Source organism: Paenibacillus mobilis, assembly GCF_058267595.1.
In genome coordinates this window covers 257,340-275,147 of sequence record NZ_JBZCMS010000003.1, presented here as the reverse complement: position 1 = coordinate 275,147, position 17,808 = coordinate 257,340, and the positions used below count along the sequence as shown (strand labels likewise).

14 protein-coding genes are annotated in these 17,808 nt (G+C 59.6%); all 14 read right to left on the bottom strand.

Annotated elements, in window-relative coordinates:
- Nucleotides 1–6: 6 nt before the first annotated feature.
- On the bottom strand, nucleotides 7–1,488 hold the full coding sequence (locus AC3ZPD_RS07555) for a sugar transferase (RefSeq protein ID WP_490983667.1): 1,482 nt from the start codon (nucleotides 1,486–1,488) through the stop codon (nucleotides 7–9).
- Complete coding sequence (locus AC3ZPD_RS07550) at nucleotides 1,485–2,894, bottom strand: glycosyltransferase family 4 protein (RefSeq protein WP_490983666.1); 1,410 nt, start codon at nucleotides 2,892–2,894, stop codon at nucleotides 1,485–1,487. The genes AC3ZPD_RS07555 and AC3ZPD_RS07550 overlap by 4 nt, the downstream gene beginning before the upstream one ends.
- Complete coding sequence (locus AC3ZPD_RS07545; RefSeq protein WP_490983665.1) at nucleotides 2,797–3,981, bottom strand: glycosyltransferase; 1,185 nt, start codon at nucleotides 3,979–3,981, stop codon at nucleotides 2,797–2,799. Before AC3ZPD_RS07545 ends, AC3ZPD_RS07550 begins: the two co-directional genes overlap by 98 nt.
- Nucleotides 3,947–5,230 (bottom strand): O-antigen ligase family protein, encoded by a 1,284-nt coding sequence (locus AC3ZPD_RS07540; protein ID WP_490983664.1) that lies wholly within the window; start codon nucleotides 5,228–5,230, stop codon nucleotides 3,947–3,949. Before AC3ZPD_RS07540 ends, AC3ZPD_RS07545 begins: the two co-directional genes overlap by 35 nt.
- Nucleotides 5,227–6,651, bottom strand: coding sequence for a glycosyltransferase family protein (locus AC3ZPD_RS07535; RefSeq protein WP_490983663.1), 1,425 nt, complete (start codon nucleotides 6,649–6,651; stop codon nucleotides 5,227–5,229). Before AC3ZPD_RS07535 ends, AC3ZPD_RS07540 begins: the two co-directional genes overlap by 4 nt.
- 5 nt (nucleotides 6,652–6,656) lie before the next feature.
- Complete coding sequence (locus tag AC3ZPD_RS07530; RefSeq protein WP_490983662.1) at nucleotides 6,657–8,489, bottom strand: polysaccharide deacetylase family protein; 1,833 nt, start codon at nucleotides 8,487–8,489, stop codon at nucleotides 6,657–6,659.
- A gap of 92 nt (nucleotides 8,490–8,581) precedes the next feature.
- Complete coding sequence (locus AC3ZPD_RS07525) at nucleotides 8,582–10,051, bottom strand: lipopolysaccharide biosynthesis protein (protein WP_490983661.1); 1,470 nt, start codon at nucleotides 10,049–10,051, stop codon at nucleotides 8,582–8,584.
- Nucleotides 10,052–10,059: 8 nt separating this feature from the next.
- Entirely contained in the window at nucleotides 10,060–11,190 is a 1,131-nt protein-coding gene (locus AC3ZPD_RS07520; protein WP_490983660.1) for a DegT/DnrJ/EryC1/StrS family aminotransferase, read from the bottom strand.
- A gap of 2 nt (nucleotides 11,191–11,192) precedes the next feature.
- Nucleotides 11,193–11,774, bottom strand: a complete 582-nt coding sequence (locus AC3ZPD_RS07515; RefSeq protein WP_490983659.1) for an acyltransferase — start codon at nucleotides 11,772–11,774, stop codon at nucleotides 11,193–11,195.
- A gap of 26 nt (nucleotides 11,775–11,800) precedes the next feature.
- Entirely contained in the window at nucleotides 11,801–13,144 is a 1,344-nt protein-coding gene (locus AC3ZPD_RS07510; protein ID WP_490983658.1) for a nucleotide sugar dehydrogenase, read from the bottom strand.
- A 49-nt stretch (nucleotides 13,145–13,193) separates the two neighbouring features.
- Nucleotides 13,194–14,222 (bottom strand): Gfo/Idh/MocA family protein, encoded by a 1,029-nt coding sequence (locus tag AC3ZPD_RS07505; protein ID WP_490983657.1) that lies wholly within the window; start codon nucleotides 14,220–14,222, stop codon nucleotides 13,194–13,196.
- A gap of 57 nt (nucleotides 14,223–14,279) precedes the next feature.
- Nucleotides 14,280–14,921 (bottom strand): YveK family protein, encoded by a 642-nt coding sequence (locus tag AC3ZPD_RS07500; protein WP_490983656.1) that lies wholly within the window; start codon nucleotides 14,919–14,921, stop codon nucleotides 14,280–14,282.
- Entirely contained in the window at nucleotides 14,918–15,967 is a 1,050-nt protein-coding gene (locus tag AC3ZPD_RS07495) for a polysaccharide deacetylase family protein (RefSeq protein ID WP_490983655.1), read from the bottom strand. The genes AC3ZPD_RS07500 and AC3ZPD_RS07495 overlap by 4 nt, the downstream gene beginning before the upstream one ends.
- A 267-nt stretch (nucleotides 15,968–16,234) precedes the next feature.
- Nucleotides 16,235–17,629 carry a glycosyl hydrolase family 28-related protein gene (locus AC3ZPD_RS07490; protein WP_490983654.1) on the bottom strand — a complete coding sequence of 465 codons (1,395 nt, stop codon included), beginning with the start codon at nucleotides 17,627–17,629 and terminating at the stop codon, nucleotides 16,235–16,237.
- Nucleotides 17,630–17,808: the final 179 nt, after the last annotated feature.

The following is a 17,808-nucleotide window of genomic DNA, read 5'->3' as shown; positions in this document are numbered from 1 at the left end:
GTTGCCTTACGCAGACGGCTGTTCGGGCGTCTGCATAGGCGGCTGGCCGGACGCAGGCACGATAGGCACTACAGGTACGACAGGTGTTCCGGCCGGCCGGCCGTCGTCCGCCTCTTTCACCCCCCGCGCCTGCTCCCGGCTGAGCACAACAAGAAAGGTCTGAAACAAGATCTTCAGATCGAGCAGCAGAGAATAATTTCTCATGTACATCAGGTCGTATCTCAGTTTATCCGCGGGCGAAGTCGTATAACCCGCCATCACCTGGGCGAGGCCGGTCAACCCCGGCTTGACCATCAAACGATAGCTGTAATAAGGCAGCTCCTCCTTGAACTGCTCGATGAAAAAAGCCCGCTCCGGCCGTGGTCCGACCAGACTCATTTGGCCGGCCAGCACGTTAAACAGCTGCGGCAGCTCGTCGATGCGGGTCGCGCGCAGGAAACGCCCCAGCGCCGTAATCCGGCTGTCGCCGTCCCCCGCCAGCACGGGACCGGTGGCCTGCTCCGCATTCTCGACCATGCTGCGGAACTTGAGCAGCCTAAACGGCCTGCCGAGAAGGCCGATCCTTTCCTGCACGTACAGCGCCCCGCCTTTTGATGTCGCTGGGACCGACACCAGAGCAGCCAGCAGCAGCGGGGAGGTCAGGATCAGCAGCAGGGACGAGCAGGCGATGTCGAGCAGCCTTTTTACGAGACGTTCCGGCAGCGTCGGCTGCGGAGGCATAATCGAATAGACCAGCAGATCGTCGATTTGCTGGGCTTCCGCCTTAACCAGATACAGCTCGTAAAAATCCGGGATCAGCAGCACCTCCATCTGCCGTTCGCCCGCCTCCCGGATACACTTGCTGCGCACGGCCTCCGGCACGCCCTGCCCGATCATCAAAACCTCGGCTTCGCCCCAATCGATGTCGGTCTCTCCCGGCAGAGAGAGCGCCGGGAAGCCGGAGCCGGAGGGCCCCCCGTCTGAAGCCTTGAATGCAACGACCTGCGTGATGTCCAGCCATGGCGCTCCATTTTTCCGCAGCTTCTCAAGCATTAACAGGTCGGAGGGCCGGCCGCTGACGATGACCACGGTTTTTTTCCGGCCGCTTCCTTTCGCCTGAAGGTAAAAGAGAAGAAGACGCAGGCCAAACGTAAACAGCACCTGGACCACAAAAGCTCCAGCCACTACCGAACGTGGCAGGCTGAATGTCTCCAGCCAGTAGCTCACGACGATCAGGGCCGCCACAAACACCAAATGCGCCACCACCAGGTTATACAGCAGCAAAACGGGTTTTCGTCTTCCGGCAAAATCATAGAGGTTGAAGAAATAATAGGTTACCGCCGTCAGCAGGCCCAGCCATGGCGCATAATTCAGAAAAGAAGCCCACTCTTCCGCCGGAATCCGGACGGAGAACCTCAACTGATAGGCCAGCAGATAACTGACGTAAACCCCGCCCGCATCGAGCAGCAGCACCGCCAGCTTCAGCCAGCCCAGCCGAAACAGCTTCATATTTGCTCCCCCTTTTTGCCCGTTTGTTCGCTAATCGCGATCAGCCCGTCCCCACCTGATCCACCTGCTCCAACCCCCCCGGCTCCCCGGTCCCGGTAGAGCTCCTTCACCCGTTCACGCACCCGATCCAGCCGGTAGGCCTCAAAGCGGCTTCGGCTGTCTGCGCCCATCCGCTTCCTCAGCTCCGGGTTGCGGTACAGCAGGCTTAGCGACCTGGCCGTTCCTGCCGCATCGCCGACGCCGACCCGAAAGCCGTTGCTGCCCTGAGCGACCAGATCGCGGCAGCCCCGGATGTCGGTGACTACGGCCGGTTTGCCGGCGCTGAGCGCCTCCAGCAGCACCTTCGGCAGCCCCTCGCGCCTGGATAGCAGCACGACCACGTCCGAAGCCGCCATCAGCCGGGAACCGTCCCTCCGGAACCCCAAAAACCGGACAGCCTCCCGAATGCCCAATGTCTCCGCAAGCCGCTTATACCGTTCCTCATGTCCGCCTTCGCCTGCAAACAGGCAGCAGACGGGAACGCCGCTCCGCAACAGCCGTTGGACCGCATACAGCAGCTGGGCCTGGTTTTTATTGCCGTTCAGCTCGGCCATGCAGAGCAGGAGAAACGTGTCTCGCGGGATAGCCAGCTCGCGGTAAAGCTCGCTCCGTTCCTCAGGGCCAAGCGCCTGACCAGCCTGTTCCTCCACGCCTACGCCCGGCAGTTGTACGGCCCGGCCCCTGACCTTAAAAGTGCTTGCGCGTCCGAAATCCTCGCCGTTGATCGTGACCAGCGTATCCGTCCACCGGGCAGCCAATCGTTCAAGAGGGTAATAAACCAGCCAGTTGAGGAGGGGAGCGCCTTTGAAAAAATGGAACCCGTGCGCCGTATAAAAAACGTTCCGGGTCCGGGCCGACGCCGCGGCCAGACGGGTCAGAAATCCCGCGTTGGGCGTATGGACATGCACAAGCTCGTAGCCCTCCCGTTTGAAGAAGCGGTACATCCATAACAGCGCTTTCACATTGCTTAAAGCGGCAGGATTCCGGCTGAACGGAACGTCCCGGCATTTGATTCCCGCTTCCTCGACCTTGTCCCTCCGGCTGTCCGGAGCCGCATAGGCATGCACCTCGTAGCCCTCATTCAGCAGATCCTCCATAAAGGGAAGATGAAAGGCGGCCAGATGCGAATATACGGTGGCCACGTAGGCGGCCTTGGGGCGGGTAGAGGTTGCGTCTCCCCTCTTGGATTCGCTAGAAGCGCACCCTCCGGCCGGACCGGTGCCTGCCAGGCCGGCGCCCCCTTCCGTTCTTGCCGTTTCTTCCTCCCAGTCATGGCAGCTGCCGTCCGAATCGGCGCCCGCTGCGTTCGCCTTTGGTTCCGCCTCCCGGTTTCTTCCCGGGACTTCTTTTGCGTCCGGCTTGTTCATACAGCACCTCCCATCCGCGGGCGACCGCCCGGATCTCGTACTGCCGCCTGATCTTCTCCCGGCATAAACGGCCCATCTCCGCCCGCTGCGGAGCGGTCAATTCCAACAGCCGGAGCATTTCTGCGGCCAGCCGATCAGGCTCTGAAGCGGGAGCCAGATACCCGCTCACGCCATGCTCCACCACCTCCCGGTTGCCGCCCACATCGGTGGTTACGATCGGAAGCCCGCTGGCACCGGCCTCCAGCAGCACCATCGGCAGCCCCTCCCATTTGGAGGACATCAGATACGCATCCGCGCCGTTCATCAGCTCCGGAATATCGCTGCGCAGCCCAAGGAAGCGGACGTGCTCCCCGACCCCAGCCTCCCGGCAGCACTGCTCCAGCCGCGCTGCCTCCGGGCCGATTCCGGCGATCAGCAGCACCGTATCGGAGTAGATGTTCCGGACAGCGGCAAACGCTTCGAGCATGGTCGGATAATCTTTTTCGGGAGCCAGCCTCCCCACTGCCAGCCAGACAAAACGCCCTTCCACCCCAAGCTCCCGCCGCAGCCGCTCCCGGTCGGCAGCGGGCCGGACAAACCGCTCCATATCGATGCCGTTTGGCATCAGCCGGATTTTGTCCGGCGGGGAAGCCTTGATGGCGATGTAGCGGTTCACGGCTTCCTGACTGACATTCGTCATGACGTCGCAGAGGCGGTCCGTCAACCGGTACAGCCAGGTCCGCAGCCGGCCGCCCTCATGCATGCTGTGCGCCGTGCAGGCCAGCACCGGCATCCGCACGAACAACCGTGTGATCCGCGCCAGCAGGTTGGCATGCACCATGTGGCTGTGCACTACATCCGGCCGGAAGGAGCGGACCAGCCGGCGGAGCCGGAAAATTGCCCGCGGATCGGGAACGCCCTTGCGCATGCCCAGCGTCAGTACCACTACGCCCATTGCGGACAGCTCCTCCAGATAAGCGGCGGGTTCGATCATGCTGATCAGCTGGACCATAAAACCCGCTCCCCGGAAAATCCGGCTGAGCTGCACGACCTGCGCTTCGGCCCCGGCATAATCAAGCCCTGTAATAAGAAAGAGAACTTTCTTCATATTTGGCAGCTCCTTCATATTCCCGCTTTGGCTTGAAAGCCAAAGCGACCATCGCGATAAACACGTATTCAAAGTTATAGCCGAAGTCGCCGCTCACGAGCGCGCAGCCCAGCGACTGAAGGAGCAGCACAAGCAAAACGTACTGCTGCCTCGCCGCATAAAGCGTATAAAGAAATGCGGCAAGCCAGAGGGCAAGTCCGACAATCCCAAGCTCGCTGGCCATCTCCAGCAGCACGTTATGCGGAAATTCATCGGTTACCGGCGGCGTGTGCCCGCCGAGCCCGACCCCGAAAAACGGATGCTCCTCAAAGGTCCGAAGTGCCTCGAGCTGCAGGCCGACCCGGCCGAGGTAGTTGTCGTCACCCAGAAGCTGATTTTTGTCAATCAGCACGCTGAATCGGCTGCCTTCAATCGCCTCCACCAGTTCCCCCCTGAGCGCAAAGGCCAGCGCCCCTACGACGACCAGAATGGCCGACAACCCTTTCAGCCATCTGGTCAGATAACGGGCTTTGCTTCCTTTGGTCCGAATTTGGCGAAAAACCGTCCAGCCGAGAATCAGCAGGTTGGCGAGGACAAAAAAAGCAAGGGGACCACGCGATTGCGTTTGAATGGCCGAGACAAGTGCGGTGCCGCCCGCTGCAAGCCTGAGCCACAGCGGAATGCCCCGGCCCCACAGGCAGATTGTGACGGTCAGCAGCGATATGCGGGCGTTAAAGATCGGGTTGTCCCCCGGCAGCGTGAGCCGTCCGGGATATTCGGCCGAATACACGCCAAACGTCAAATGGACAACGGCATAAGCGAACCCGAACAGGGCGGCGGAGGACCAGGAGAAGACGTTGTATTTTTTGTAGAAAACGTAGGTGTAGAGTCCCGGAATGACGCCGTGTGCAAACAGCAGCAGCAGCTTGGACAGTCCGCCCGACTGCTGCGGCGACCAGGCAAAGGACAAGATGCAGTAGCCGAAAAAGACCGCCCACAGCCATAAACCTTCATTGTTCAGCATGCCGAGCGGCCTGAGCGGCCTTTGTAGGACGATGATCAGTACGAGGAGGAGAGGAAATCCGACGAGGATGAGGAGGGCGTTGCCGGGCATGATTTTTTTATAGAAAAATCCGATCATATCGAAATACAGGCACAAGCCGAACAGCAGGGCCGGATTCAGAACCAGCCCCAAATGCAGCACGCTTTGCGCGAGAAAAACGAGCATACTGGCCAGCAGCAAAGCAATCAGTACGGTTTCCGCCGTCATGGCCGGTTCCCTGGCCCCGGCGTCCGGCGGGCCGCGATTTCTTCCATAAAGCGGAGGCGGGCCGCCTCCTTGATACGGGTGTCCAAATGCGCCACCTGATCCCGGGCAATCCGGCGGCCCCGCCAAGCCTGCGCGAACCGCTCAATTTGGCCGATATGGCTTCGGATATTGTCCGGCTCGGCAGGCAGCCGCAGCAGGAACGGCACTTCTTCGGGAAAATCGGTATCTTCATAGCCGATAATCACCGGCAGCCCGTTCGCCAAATACTCCCTGACCTTCAGCGGCGACGCTTCCTTCATGTCTTTACGGTATAAAGCCAGCGTACCGATGGCGATATCGGCCTGATCCAGCAGGGGCTGATAGGCGCTGCGGGTCATTTTGCCGTGGAAAAAGAGGTTCGCCGGAGCCGGACATCCTGCCCCTCCTCCGGGCGGCGGGCCGGGCTTCTCCGCCATCAGCACGGCGGCAGCACGGACGCGGGCGGGACCTCCAGGTCCTGCGCTGTCTAAGGCGTAAGCACCGCCCGGTTTTGCCGGATCGGCATGACCCGCCTTATGCTTGGCTCCGCCCTGACCGGCGGCATTGGCGGCGGTATCGGCAACGGCACTGGCATTGACGGCGGGGCCGTCCCATTCTTCGGATCCGACCCCGATCAGGTCGAAACGCCACTCCGGCTTCAGCCTGGCCAGCTCGGCGATGTGATCCAGACCATGCCAGGACTGGCCGGCCGTGCCGATAAAGACCATACGCAGAGGACGGATTTCGGCATCTGCGAGGTCCGCTTCGTCCGGCGCCTCCGGGTGGGCTGGTTCTTCATTGGACGGCCCTGCCGGAGCCCCCGCCTTATTCGCAGGGAGCCGGGCGGACATTTCCCCGGCATGCGGTTCAAAATCCGCAAGCCGGATGCCGTTGCCGATTACGGCGGAGGCGGCTGCGTAAGGGCGGTAATGCTCGCATTGCGACAGCTCTCGGCTTACATAGACATGGCCGTCGGCGGCCGAAAGCACTTTGCTTCTGGTGAAGGAGTGATAATAATAACGGAACCCCTGCTCCAGCCGCAGCTCGGCCATGTCGTTGGTGTTGATCTCAAGCACCGAGGGAAACGCCCGAAGCAGGCCCGGAAGAGAAAGGTAATAAAGATCAAAACGATGGTAAAGCACATCCGGCCCCCACTTTCGGATCTGTTTGGCAAGCAGGCCGAAGTCGGTCATCCGGCCGCCGGAGCCCTTATAGGTTTGGGTCGTAATCGTTACGCCCGCATCCTTGCACAATCGGCCCCAATCCCCGTTTGGCCGGCAGGTAAACAGAAACAAAGCCGGTTCATGCCCCTGCCGCCGCCATTCGGCAAGCTGGTGTACAACCTTTTTCAGCACCCCGCTTTCCTCTCCTTCATTCCAATGAACCAAATAAGCGATTTTCATGCTTTTCACCTCCTCGATCTTCTGCCGGCAAGCCCGATGGGAACGGCCCGGCTGTCTGGTGATTCGTCCTGCAAGTTTTGTCCGTTTTGACTGTTTTCGCTGTTTTGGCCGTTATGTAGGTTGGCTCTCGCTCTGTCTTTAAACTCTTTAAAAATAACGCTTTTTCCGCTTCGTCCGGCGTTTTGCTCGGTAATTTGTTCATAAATCCGTTCGGTAATTCGTTCTGTATTCTGCCGGTCTTCCCGCCCGAACCTTTCCAGGCTGTCCCGGTACAGCCGGCGGTCTGAACGCCGCACCAGCTGGCTGTTGTGCCAGAGCAGTGTAAAGTCCCCTTCGTATAAGGCGCACTGGTCGTAGTAACGCCGGATCGCTTGCAGGGCCCCCTCTCCCTGCAGCCCCATATAAGCGGGATGCAGGATGGATTGATCCATGACGATCAACGGTCGTTCGCGGAGGTGAAGCTGCCGCCGGGTATGCAGGTTAAAAGCCGGATACTCGTAGCAGGTCCCGCAGCGGAATCCTGCATGGTCGGCATAGCTGAGGGTGCTGTCATAATCCAGCCCCGCGTCCTCCCAGTGCTGCCACGTATCGGGTGCCCGCCAGCGCAGGTAATGCTGGCGCCCGCCCCATGCCTCCTGCCGGATGCCCACAGCCTCCGCCGCTTCGCGGAGCATCCGGAACTGCCGGGCGATCCGGTCCGGATGCAAATAGGTGTGATAACCGGGATGCAGTCCGATATTATGACCGCGTAAATGGATTTCCCGCAGCAGAGCGCGGATTTCTGGATCATCCATCCGGTAAGTGCCGTCCAAACCGGGGGCCGTATCCTCCGTAATAAAGTAAAAGCTGCTCTGCACTCCCGCCGCTTCGCTCAGCTTCATCAGCCAGTCAAAACGGTTAAAAGGATCGGCCGCATACCGGCCTTCGCGCTTCCATACCATCCGCGCCTTCCGCCAGGCCCCTTCCAAACTCCGGCGGCGGAGCAGCTCGGCCAGACTTTCCTTCAGCAGACTGTGCTTGCTCCGCCTTTGGGACAAATAAGGAACATCGACATCGTGGCTGACCCGCAGCCGAAACCCGCGCGGCCGGCGCCGCAGACCCGGCCATAGATGGCGAAGCAGCGCCCACAGCAGCTCCGCGTATTCGTTGACGACGGGGCGGTTCAGAAACCCGGCCCGCGCAGCGATCGAACCTGCGGCGGAGGCCCGGTCATGCCGGTCCCGGTTCGCAGGGTCGGCCACGGCCTCTTCGTAACGCGTCAGCATAAAAAAGCTGCCGCCGAACAAATCGATCCCGCACCAGAATCCGTGCGGCATCCGCTCCAGATAAGGGCGGTCCGGGCAAAGGCCAGACTCGCTTCCTAAACGTCCGCTTCGTACGCTGCCTAGGCTCCCTCCGCTTCTTGAGCGGAGTCCGTACAAAACCGGAATCGTCCCTGCCTTCAGCAGTCCGGCAGGGAGTTCAACCCCTAGTCCGGCTGCAGGCGCGGCCTGCCACTGGTCCAACGGCAGCTTCGGCAGCGACAGGGGCTTCAGCCAGTCGCTTTCCGGGACCTGCAGCAGCACGTCCGCAAGCTCTAAAACGGCTCCTTCCATGCCGCCGCCAACGCCGGCAAGTTCGCCTTGCCCAAGCCCGAACATGTCGGCCTCCCTGCCAGAGCGAATAACCCGCTCGAAGCTCCCTTGATCCTCCCCGTTGACCTCCTGCACCGAAATTTCAATGCTGACGCGCTCTTCGTACACCACCCGGTAAGGCAGGCCAAGGAACTCGCCCAGCAGCACTTCATAGATATAAGCCCTTTCCGGCAACCGCTGCCGGGGCGAACGAACAATCAGCATAGACGAGTTCTCCTCCTTCTGATCCGCTTACCGGTCCGGATGCCGCTTCGCTGCCGGTTGACTAGCGGGTATAACGGCTAAACGTTTACCGCTTAAGCATTTACGGCTTTGGCTTTTTCCTCGTTTGCCACTTCAACAGCCTGGTCAACGGCTTGGTCCTCCGGTGCCACAACGGTATTTCTTTCCGCTTCCGGCGGAGCGGATCCATACTTCCGGATGGAGATCCAGGACAAAGCCAAATGCAGCATATAACCCGCGGTTGAAGCGGCGCTGAACAGCAGCACCGCCGTCCCGGCATGCTGCCCGCTGGCTTTGGCGCCCAGGATGGCCCCCAAAACCAGCGCGGTCCGGATCACCTCCCGCAGCAGATGCAGATCCTGGCGTTCCATGACGTCAATCGTGGTTCCGACCGCATTGGCTGCGAACTGGCCTAAATACATGACCGCCATCAGCCGGATATAACCGGCCGAACCGTTCCACTCCTCTCCAAACAAGGAGCCGAACGCCAGCGGGGCGGCGACCACAAACAAAACGATGATTCCCGTTCCGGCGATCAGCACCTGCAGCACCGTCCGTTTAAACAGCGGCACCAGCTTGGCCGGATTTTTGAGCATATATTCCGAAGATTCAGCCAGATAAACGCTGCGGACGGCGCTGACCAGCAGCGTCATCGGAGCCCCGAGGATCCGCTGGCCTAGAGCAAAAAGTCCGGCGGCTTCGGCCCCATAGAAGGAGGCCAGCAGCACCGTCGGCAAATAAATGCCGACGCTGTTCAGCACATTTGAAGCCAGGGACAACTGCGGAAAACGGCGGTACCGCCAGGCCACCTCTTTAAGGCTGCCCCAGCTGATAAAACGGCCCAGTTTATCAGCCGCAGCCCTCATTAAGGATGCCGATGCCGCTTTATGGACAGCCGTCGTTCCGGTTTCGGAACCCTTTCCGGCAGCGTCCGCCCGATCCCGGAGCCACTGCCGCCACAGGGGGACAAGCCCGCCTGATCGCCCCAAAAGGTCCCCCGCAATCAGTCCCGCCGGCCCCGGATGGGCCAGGCTGAACGCAAGCTGAACGCCGATCTGACCGATGCTCTGAGTGTATTTGGTGCGGGAGAGCTTGCGGAAATGCTGTTTGCGTACCGCCCAGGTGCTTAGAATCTGGTAGAAACCCGCACCGAGCAAGCCGGCGGCAAACAGAACGAAGTAACGGGGCAGATCCGGCTCGTTCAGCCAGCGGCCCAAAGGCTGGCGCAGCAGCGCCATCAGGATGAACACCAGCAGGCTCATGCAGGTGCAAATCAGCAGGCACAAGCGGACAAGCTCCGCTGCGGTTTTGTCGTCTTCCGGCAGTGTTATCGCATATTCGTAAGCACAGGATACAAGCATGAGCAGCATGCCGATGATGGATACATACATGGAGTAAGCGCCGTATTCCCCGGGCGTATACAGCCGGGTCAAAAGCGGCAGCGCCGCCAGGATCAGAAGCTGGCTGATCAGCGTGCCGCCCGCCAGCACGGCGACGTTGCGGATAAAGCGGTCAAGCAGGAGCTTTTTCAGGTAAGCTGTCATAGGGGTGGTTAACGGAGATGCTCGGATATATTTCCGGCGATGAACAGCTGCGTTTCCGCGTCCAGATAAGGGCCGATCGGCAGCGACAGCACTTCCTCCGCCAGCCGTTCGGCGACGGGCAGAGACACCTGCACCTGCACCCCGGCATAAACCGGCAGCCGGTGTACGGGAACCGGATAATAAACGGCCGTGTTGATGCCGGCTTCTTCCAAAGCCGCCTGCAGGCTGTCTCTCCGGCCGTTTTTTACCCGGAGCGTATATTGATGGTATACATGTTTCAGGCCGGGGACCTCTGCAGGGCAATGCAGACCGGGAAGAGATCCGAGCAGCTCCCCGTACAAGGAAGCCGCCCGGCGGCGGTTCCCGTTCCATTCCGCCACATAAGGCAGCTTGACGCGGAGAATGGCCGCTTGTATCTCGTCCAGCCGGGAATTCAGGCCGATTAGTTCGTTGTAATATTTGATCTTCGAGCCGTGCGTCCGCAGCATTCGGGCTTTCGCCGCCAGCTCTTCGTCATTGGTGACCAGCATGCCCCCGTCGCCGTAGGCGCCGAGATTTTTGGAGGGAAAGAAGGAGAAGCACCCCATATGACCGATCGTCCCGGCCTTCCGCCCCAGATGCTCGGCGCCAAACGCCTGCGCGGCATCTTCGATAACCATCAGCCCATGGGCCTCCGCAATCGCCATTAATCCTTTCATATCGGCCGTTTGCCCGAACAGATGTACGGGAATAACCGCTTTTGTCCGCTCCGTTACGGCCTGCTCCAGCTTCGTCACGTCCAGATTAAACGTGCCTTCATCCACGTCCACGAACACCGGCTCGGCGCCAACCCGGCTGATGGCTTCAGCCGTGGCAAAAAACGTAAACGGGGTCGTAATCACCTCGTCCCCCGGCCCGACTCCGGCAGCCAGAAGCGCAATGATCAGCGCATCCGTACCCGAGTTCAGCGCAACCGCAAAGGCAGCGTCGAGTTCGGCCGCGCATTCCCGCTCCAGCCGTTTCACCTGCTCGCCCATAATAAAAACGCCTTTGTCCAATACCTCCTCGACCGCCTGCAAAATCCGGGGTTTCAGCTCCCGGACCTCCCGGTTCAAATCGAGGACGGGAATTTGCTCCCGGCTCAACCTCCGAGTTCCCATCGCTACTCCTCCTTTATTTTGACGACGCGGCCGTCTTCCATCCGGTAGGACCGGCCGCAATCCCGGCAAAACGCTTCCTCCAGCTTGAATTCAAGCCGGCTCCCACATTCGCAGGCCCATCCGGTCTGCCTGGCCGGCACGCCCGCAAAGCAGGCGTAAGCCGGAACATCCCGCGTCACGACGGCGCCGGCGGCGATAAACGCCCATTCGCCGATTGTTACGCCGCAGACCACGGTGGCATTGGCCCCGATGGAGGCCCCCTTTTTTACCAACGTCCGGTAGTAGTCGCTGCTCGTATTCCGGGGAAAAGCCGCCCGCGGCGTCCGCACGTTTGTGAACACCATGCTGGGACCGCAAAACACGTAATCTTCCAGCTCTACGCCCTCATAAACGGAAACGTTATTCTGGATTTTGACCCCGCTGCCGATTTTGACCCGGTCGGCTACGTAGACGTTTTGCCCCAGACTGCAGGCCTGTCCGATCACCGACCGGGCGGAAATATGGCTGAAGTGCCAGACCTTGGTGCAGTTCCCGATTACTGCACCGGCGTCAACCACCGCCGTCGGATGCACAAAATACCCCATCGTTTTTCTTCTCCTTTTCCCATTGGCTACAGCAAATAGTAGTGCTCCGGCTTTCGTTTATCCTGAAAAGCATTCCGGGTATCAAAAATCGGAGTCCCGCTGTCCGCGAGCAGCCCGTAATCAAAGCCGGTATGGTCGGTCGTGATCACGGCGATGTCGGCCTCCTCCAGCAGCTCCTCGGATACCCTTACGCATTCGTAAATCTTCCCGCCCCTTTTGAAGCTTGAAATATGCGTATCGCTTACCCGCACCCGGGCGTCTCTTTCCTCAAGCAGGCCGATAATGTGCAGCGCCGGGGATTCCCGGCAGTCGTCGATGTCTTTTTTGTACGCCACGCCCAGCACATGAACGATTGAGCCGTTCAGCGGTTTCCTCCGTTCGTTCAAAATTTCAGCGGTCCGCTGGACCACAAACTCCGGCATCGCCTGGTTGATTTCGCCCGCCAGCTCGATCAGCCGGGTATGGTAGTTGTATTTGCGGGCTTTCCAGGTCAGGTAAAACGGATCGATCGGGATGCAGTGTCCTCCAAGGCCCGGGCCGGGGTAAAAAGCCATAAACCCATAAGGCTTCGTCTTCGCCGCCTCGACCACTTCCCACACGTTGATGCCCATGCGGCTGCACAAGACCGCCATTTCGTTGGCCAACGCGATGTTGATATGGCGGAAGGTATTTTCATAGATTTTCTCCATCTCGGCGACCGAAGGGCTGGAGACGACATGCACGCTGCCCTCCAGAACGGCCCGGTACAGCGCCGCGGCGACCTCCGAGCAGGCCGGGGTAACGCCGCCGACCACTTTAGGCGTATTTTTCGTCCGGAAGGTCCGGTTGCCGGGGTCTACCCGCTCGGGCGAATATGCGAGGAAAAAATCTTCGCCGCATCTCAGCCCCGACTGCTCCAGCGCCGGTTTGACCAGCTCCTCGGTCGTCCCGGGATACGTGGTGCTTTCCAGCACGACCAGCATGCCGGGGTGCAAGTAACGCGCCGCTTCGGCAGCCGAATTCTCCACGTAGCTCGTATCCGGCTGCTGGTAAGTATCCAGCGGCGTGGGCACGCAGATCGCCACCGCGTCCACCTCGGCGAGAAAGGCGTAATCCGCCGTTGCCCGAAGCTGGCCGGAAGCCACCATTTCCTTTAAATCATCGTCCACGATGTCCCCGATATAATTGGTGCCTTGGTTAACCATGTCGATTTTGGCGGCCTGGACGTCAAAGCCGATGACGCGGTAACCCGCCTTCGCTTTCTCCACCGCCAGCGGCAGCCCGACGTAACCAAGCCCGATGACGCCGATGACCGCCGACTTGTTTTTTAATTTGGCAAGCAGCTCTTCCTTGTTCCGCTCCCGTTTGACCGATACCGATTCCCGCAGCATTCGCTTTCCCCCATTTTGAACAGCTGAATAGTTCTATCCTCTATCCGTCTTAACTAAGCCGGCCCGTCAACGAGCCCGCCAGCTTTTCCGATGCTTCCAGCAGACCGGCGATCAGACGGACGGGGCGCAGCCCGTCCTCTACCGTTACCGCCGGCTCGCGGTCCTCCGCGATCGCCGCCGTCATATCCCGGATGATCTGTTCGTGTCCGGGGATCCCGTAAGGATCGGCTTCCACCAGCCGCATCAATGCCGCCGACTCCTCCCGGCTCATGGCGCCGCATTGCCAGTGGCGGATCCAGCTCGCGGTCGGGCCGCCGATAACCGCATATCCGTCTTCGCCGAATACGCTGACCGACTCCTCCAGATTGCCGGCATAGACGGTCGTCGAAGCTTCGACCGTGCCCAATACGCCGCTCTCGAACCGGAGCAGCGCCACCGCCGTATCCTCCGCTTCCATGCGGCGGAGGCGGGTTTCCGCCATCGCGCTGACCTGCCGCACGTCTCCGAACAGCCAAAGCAGCAGGTCCAGGCTGTGAATCGCCTGGTTCATCAGGACGCCGCCGTCCAGCGCTTTCGTGCCGCGCCAGGCCGCCTGATCATAATAAGCCTGCTCCCGGTTCCACCGGACCACGGCGCTGACATGGCCCAGACGGCCGAACAACCCGCGATCCAGCGCCGCTTTAAGCTCCCGTACCGCAGGGCGGTAGCGGTTCGGGTGCACGACGGCCGCTTTCACCCCGCTTTGGCGGACCGCCTCCGCGATCCATTCGCCGTCCTGCACGGTCAGCGCCAGCGGCTTCTCGATGACCACATGTTTGCCCATCCGGGCAGCCATGACGGCCATCTCGGCATGATGCCCGCTCGGCGTGCAGATGCAGACGGCATCCAGCCTGGGCTCCGATTCCAGCATCTCCGCCAGCGAAAGATATCCCGGCGCGCCCGTTCGCCCGGCCGCCTCCTTCAAACGATCGGCGTCCGTGTCGCAGACCGCGGCCAGCACCGCCCCGTCCGTCCGCCGGATCGCTTCGATATGTTTGTTTGCAATATGGCCGCAGCCGGCAATTCCGAAATGAATCATAGGCGGTACCTTCCTTTCTGTTCGTCATCCTGGTTACAGCTTTGTCGGGGTCTCCATTCAAGCCGACAGCTCCGGCATCTCTACCCCGATCCGGCGCAGCCTGGCTTTCTTGCGGGAAAGCTGGCGTTTCTCCAGTCCCACCGCGACGCTTAAGCCGGCAAAAATACCGATCAGCACGGACAAAGCGAGGTTAAACGTTTTTTTGGGGCTGACCGGGATGGAGGCCTGCTGCGGATCGGCCTTGTCCAGCAGCGTTACGTTGGCGTTCTGGACGATGTTTTTCGAGTCGGTAATGAAAGAATCCGCAAAAGCGTTCGCCACCTCGACGGCCCGTTTGGGATCATCGGCTTTGGCATACAGCATAATCACCAGGGTGCCGGGATCCGTGCGGACGTTGATCGTTTTGAGCAGCTCATAGGCGGACTGCTTCAGGCCCAGCTTGCTTACGACCTCATCCGCGATATAGCGGCTTTGGATCGCTTTCTCGTACGTTTTCGTCAGCATCTGGCTGGCCAAAAATTCATTGTAAGTCCCGGAATTGTCCGTGGAGCCGATGTTGGCCACCAGACTGGCCTCCGCCTGGTAGCTCGGTTTGACCAGCAGATTGACCAGCCAGGCGGAACCGATGCAGACCAGAAGCGTGATAATAAAAGCTATATAATGCCTGCCCAAGGCTTTTCCCAAAAAAACTCCGTTCATGGGGTCTCATCCTCCCTTCCCGTAATCCGATTGCCCAGTTCTTCCATCCCCGCGCTCTTCATCCCGTAGGCCTGCTCGAGTTGTTTATAGTGGGCCACGATATGCTCCAGCAGCTTGAAATTCCGGCCGTCCCGGTCGGCCAGGTTATAAGGATGCCACCAAAGGTGATAGATCCTGCGATTTTGGGCCGCATAAGTCATGGCCTTTTGGATCCTTCGCAGCCTGAGCGGCTCCAGCAGACGCAACCCCCGCGCATAAGATCTGAAAAAGTGGCTGGCCGGCAGGTTCAGCGGCTCCGTCTGCGGGGGGTCTTCCTCAGGCGGTCTCCCTCCCGTGAAACTTCCCCGGACTTCCGGGACGTAAGTGTGGCAGCCTGATAGATTCAGATACGCATCCAGCAGGCGCAGCAGCCGTTTCATCGGCGGATCGCGGCGGCTGTATCCGTCCCGGTATAAGGGATGGTCGGGATTGCCCCGGTAAAAACGGATGCCGGACTTGGCCAGCTCCCGCAAATAATCCGCCCTGAACTGGTTTCTCGGAAAAACGATGCTCTCCAGCGAGATCCCTTCCCGCCCGGCGACCCGAACGGCCGCCTCCAGGTCGGCTGCAAAATCTTCCGCCACTTGCCCCGGCTCTTTGCAGTAATAGTGGGAAAAGGTGTGGGTGCCGATGCGCTGGTAAGGCGTTTCCGCAATCAGCCGGATAAGGGAAGCCCCATAATGCAGGGAGTCTGCGGTTTCATCCTCACCGACCTCCCCGCCGTGCAAAGCCGGATAAGGGGATAAACGGGGATCTTTGTAGGCGGGGATTCTGGATGGCAGATAATAGCCTAATTCTTGTTGATGACGGAGAAACAGCAGCCCTACCGTGGCCCAGGTGGCATGTATGCCCTGCTCCCGGAACAGCTTCAGCACCTGCGGAATAAGCTCCCGTTCGCGGAGCAGCTCCTGCTCGTATCTGTCCGGCGGCATGACGTCCCGCAGCCCCCAATACAGTTCAAAGTCAATCGATATGACGAAAAAACCCTGATTCAGCATGTCATCCATCCATTCATTTCCTCAATCGGTTCATGGCCTCTGTCCAATCCCGGCCTGTCCGGTCCCTGCCTTTCATAACCTCGGCCCTATACCCGGTTCCCCGGCTGGTCCGCCGAGTCTTCCAAATCTCTTAAACAGGTTGCCATGTCTTCTGCCGGGAGGTTCACCGGACCGCTTCAAAACTTGTATTCCTCAGATTTCTATTAAAAAAAAACGGCACCTATTCTAGGTCTAAAGACCTATATAGTGCCGTTTCTTCTTTATTTTTAAAGAAATCTATCGGATGACTACATTCCGGTTGGCGGATCCTTGGCGGATAGTGAAGGTGCCCGCGGTGATTTGATTGCCCAGCACCTGGATATTCTCCTGCGTATATCCCTGCAGGTAGGTGGACAAATCAATGCCCCCGCCCTGCCTTACGACAATCACATTGCCGCTGATAACCCCGTTCGCTGCGTTCTGCCAGGTCCAGATCCCTTTCTCTCCATTCGTAATCGAATTGCCGCTCACGTTAAAGTCCGACAGGCTCCCCAGCCGGATGGCGGTGGTGCCTTTAATATGGCTTTGCGCCCCCATTGTAATGCTGTTATTGGCGATCGTAATCTGATGGACCGCCGTCCCTGCCGACACCTCGATCGCCGCATAATAGCTGCCTACGCCGTCAATCGCATTGCCTTCGGCCGTGTTGTTGCTGCCGTACAGGCTGATCCCGGCGTACATGTCCGGCGCCGTTTTCCCCTTATCGGCTCCTCCCTGATAGATATTATTGTTCAGATAAGAGTTTGTAATATGGTTGCCCTGAACCCGGATGCCTTGGGCATAGATTTTGATGCCCCGTTTTGCCACATGATCCAGTTGGTTGCCGGCAATAACGCTCGAGGAATCCTCCCCGCGTCCGCTGTCCATGCCGGGATCCTCAAAATAAATGCCGTCCCCGTCATCCGCCGGGCCGATATGGTGGATGTACGAACCCTGGATCGTAACCTCCCGGGCCACCTTTTCCTGCGACCCCCAGGCCGCCGTCACATAGATCCCCCTGGCGATAGGATCGCCGATGCGGGAGTTGATGGCAACGATATTTTTCACCTCTACCCCGCTGACCGTAACCTGCCTTGTATTCCCGTAAATTACGATGCCGCAGACAACTTCGCCGTATCCCTCCGCGTTCGGATCCTTGTTCTGGGAGGCGTTGGCCACCGTCAGGCCGGACAAGCTGACCCTTTCGCTGCTCCCGCCTACCACCAGGATCCGGTTGACCTGGTTGCTGCCGTCTAGGGTCATCCGGCTGACCGAAATATCCGAGCCGGCTGCCCTAAGCAGCTCCCAGCCGAAGGCTCGGGTCCCGGCCTTAAGCACGGAAGCCGCGCCGTCTCCCGTAACCGTAGTCCCCGCCGGGATAATCAAATCTTTGGTGCTGTCCACGATATAGGTGCCCTTGGGAAAATAAACCGTCCTGCCGCCTCCCGCGGCCTGCCGGAACACTTTTTGAATCGCCGCCGTATCGTCGGTTTTCCCGTTGCCTTTAGCACCGTAATCCTTGACATTAAGACGGACATTCGCCGAGCTGACCTTCAACTCAGGCTGCGAATCCTGTTCGGATACAGGCAGCTTCACAATCAGCAATAAAATGAAGAGCACCACGGTGGATGCTTCAAACCAATTTTTGTTCATATCGCCACTCCTCCAACCTTCTATGATGGGCTTGATTCTGGCTGGCTGCGATTGGGCGATTCCTGTTTAGACGGCTCCCTTGTCCGTTAATAAATGGCGGTATGTGCAGTCCCTCCCTGTAAGACTTTGCCTAGTTTGCTGTATGGGAGTCGATTCTATTCTCGTTTCTCCGAATTCTC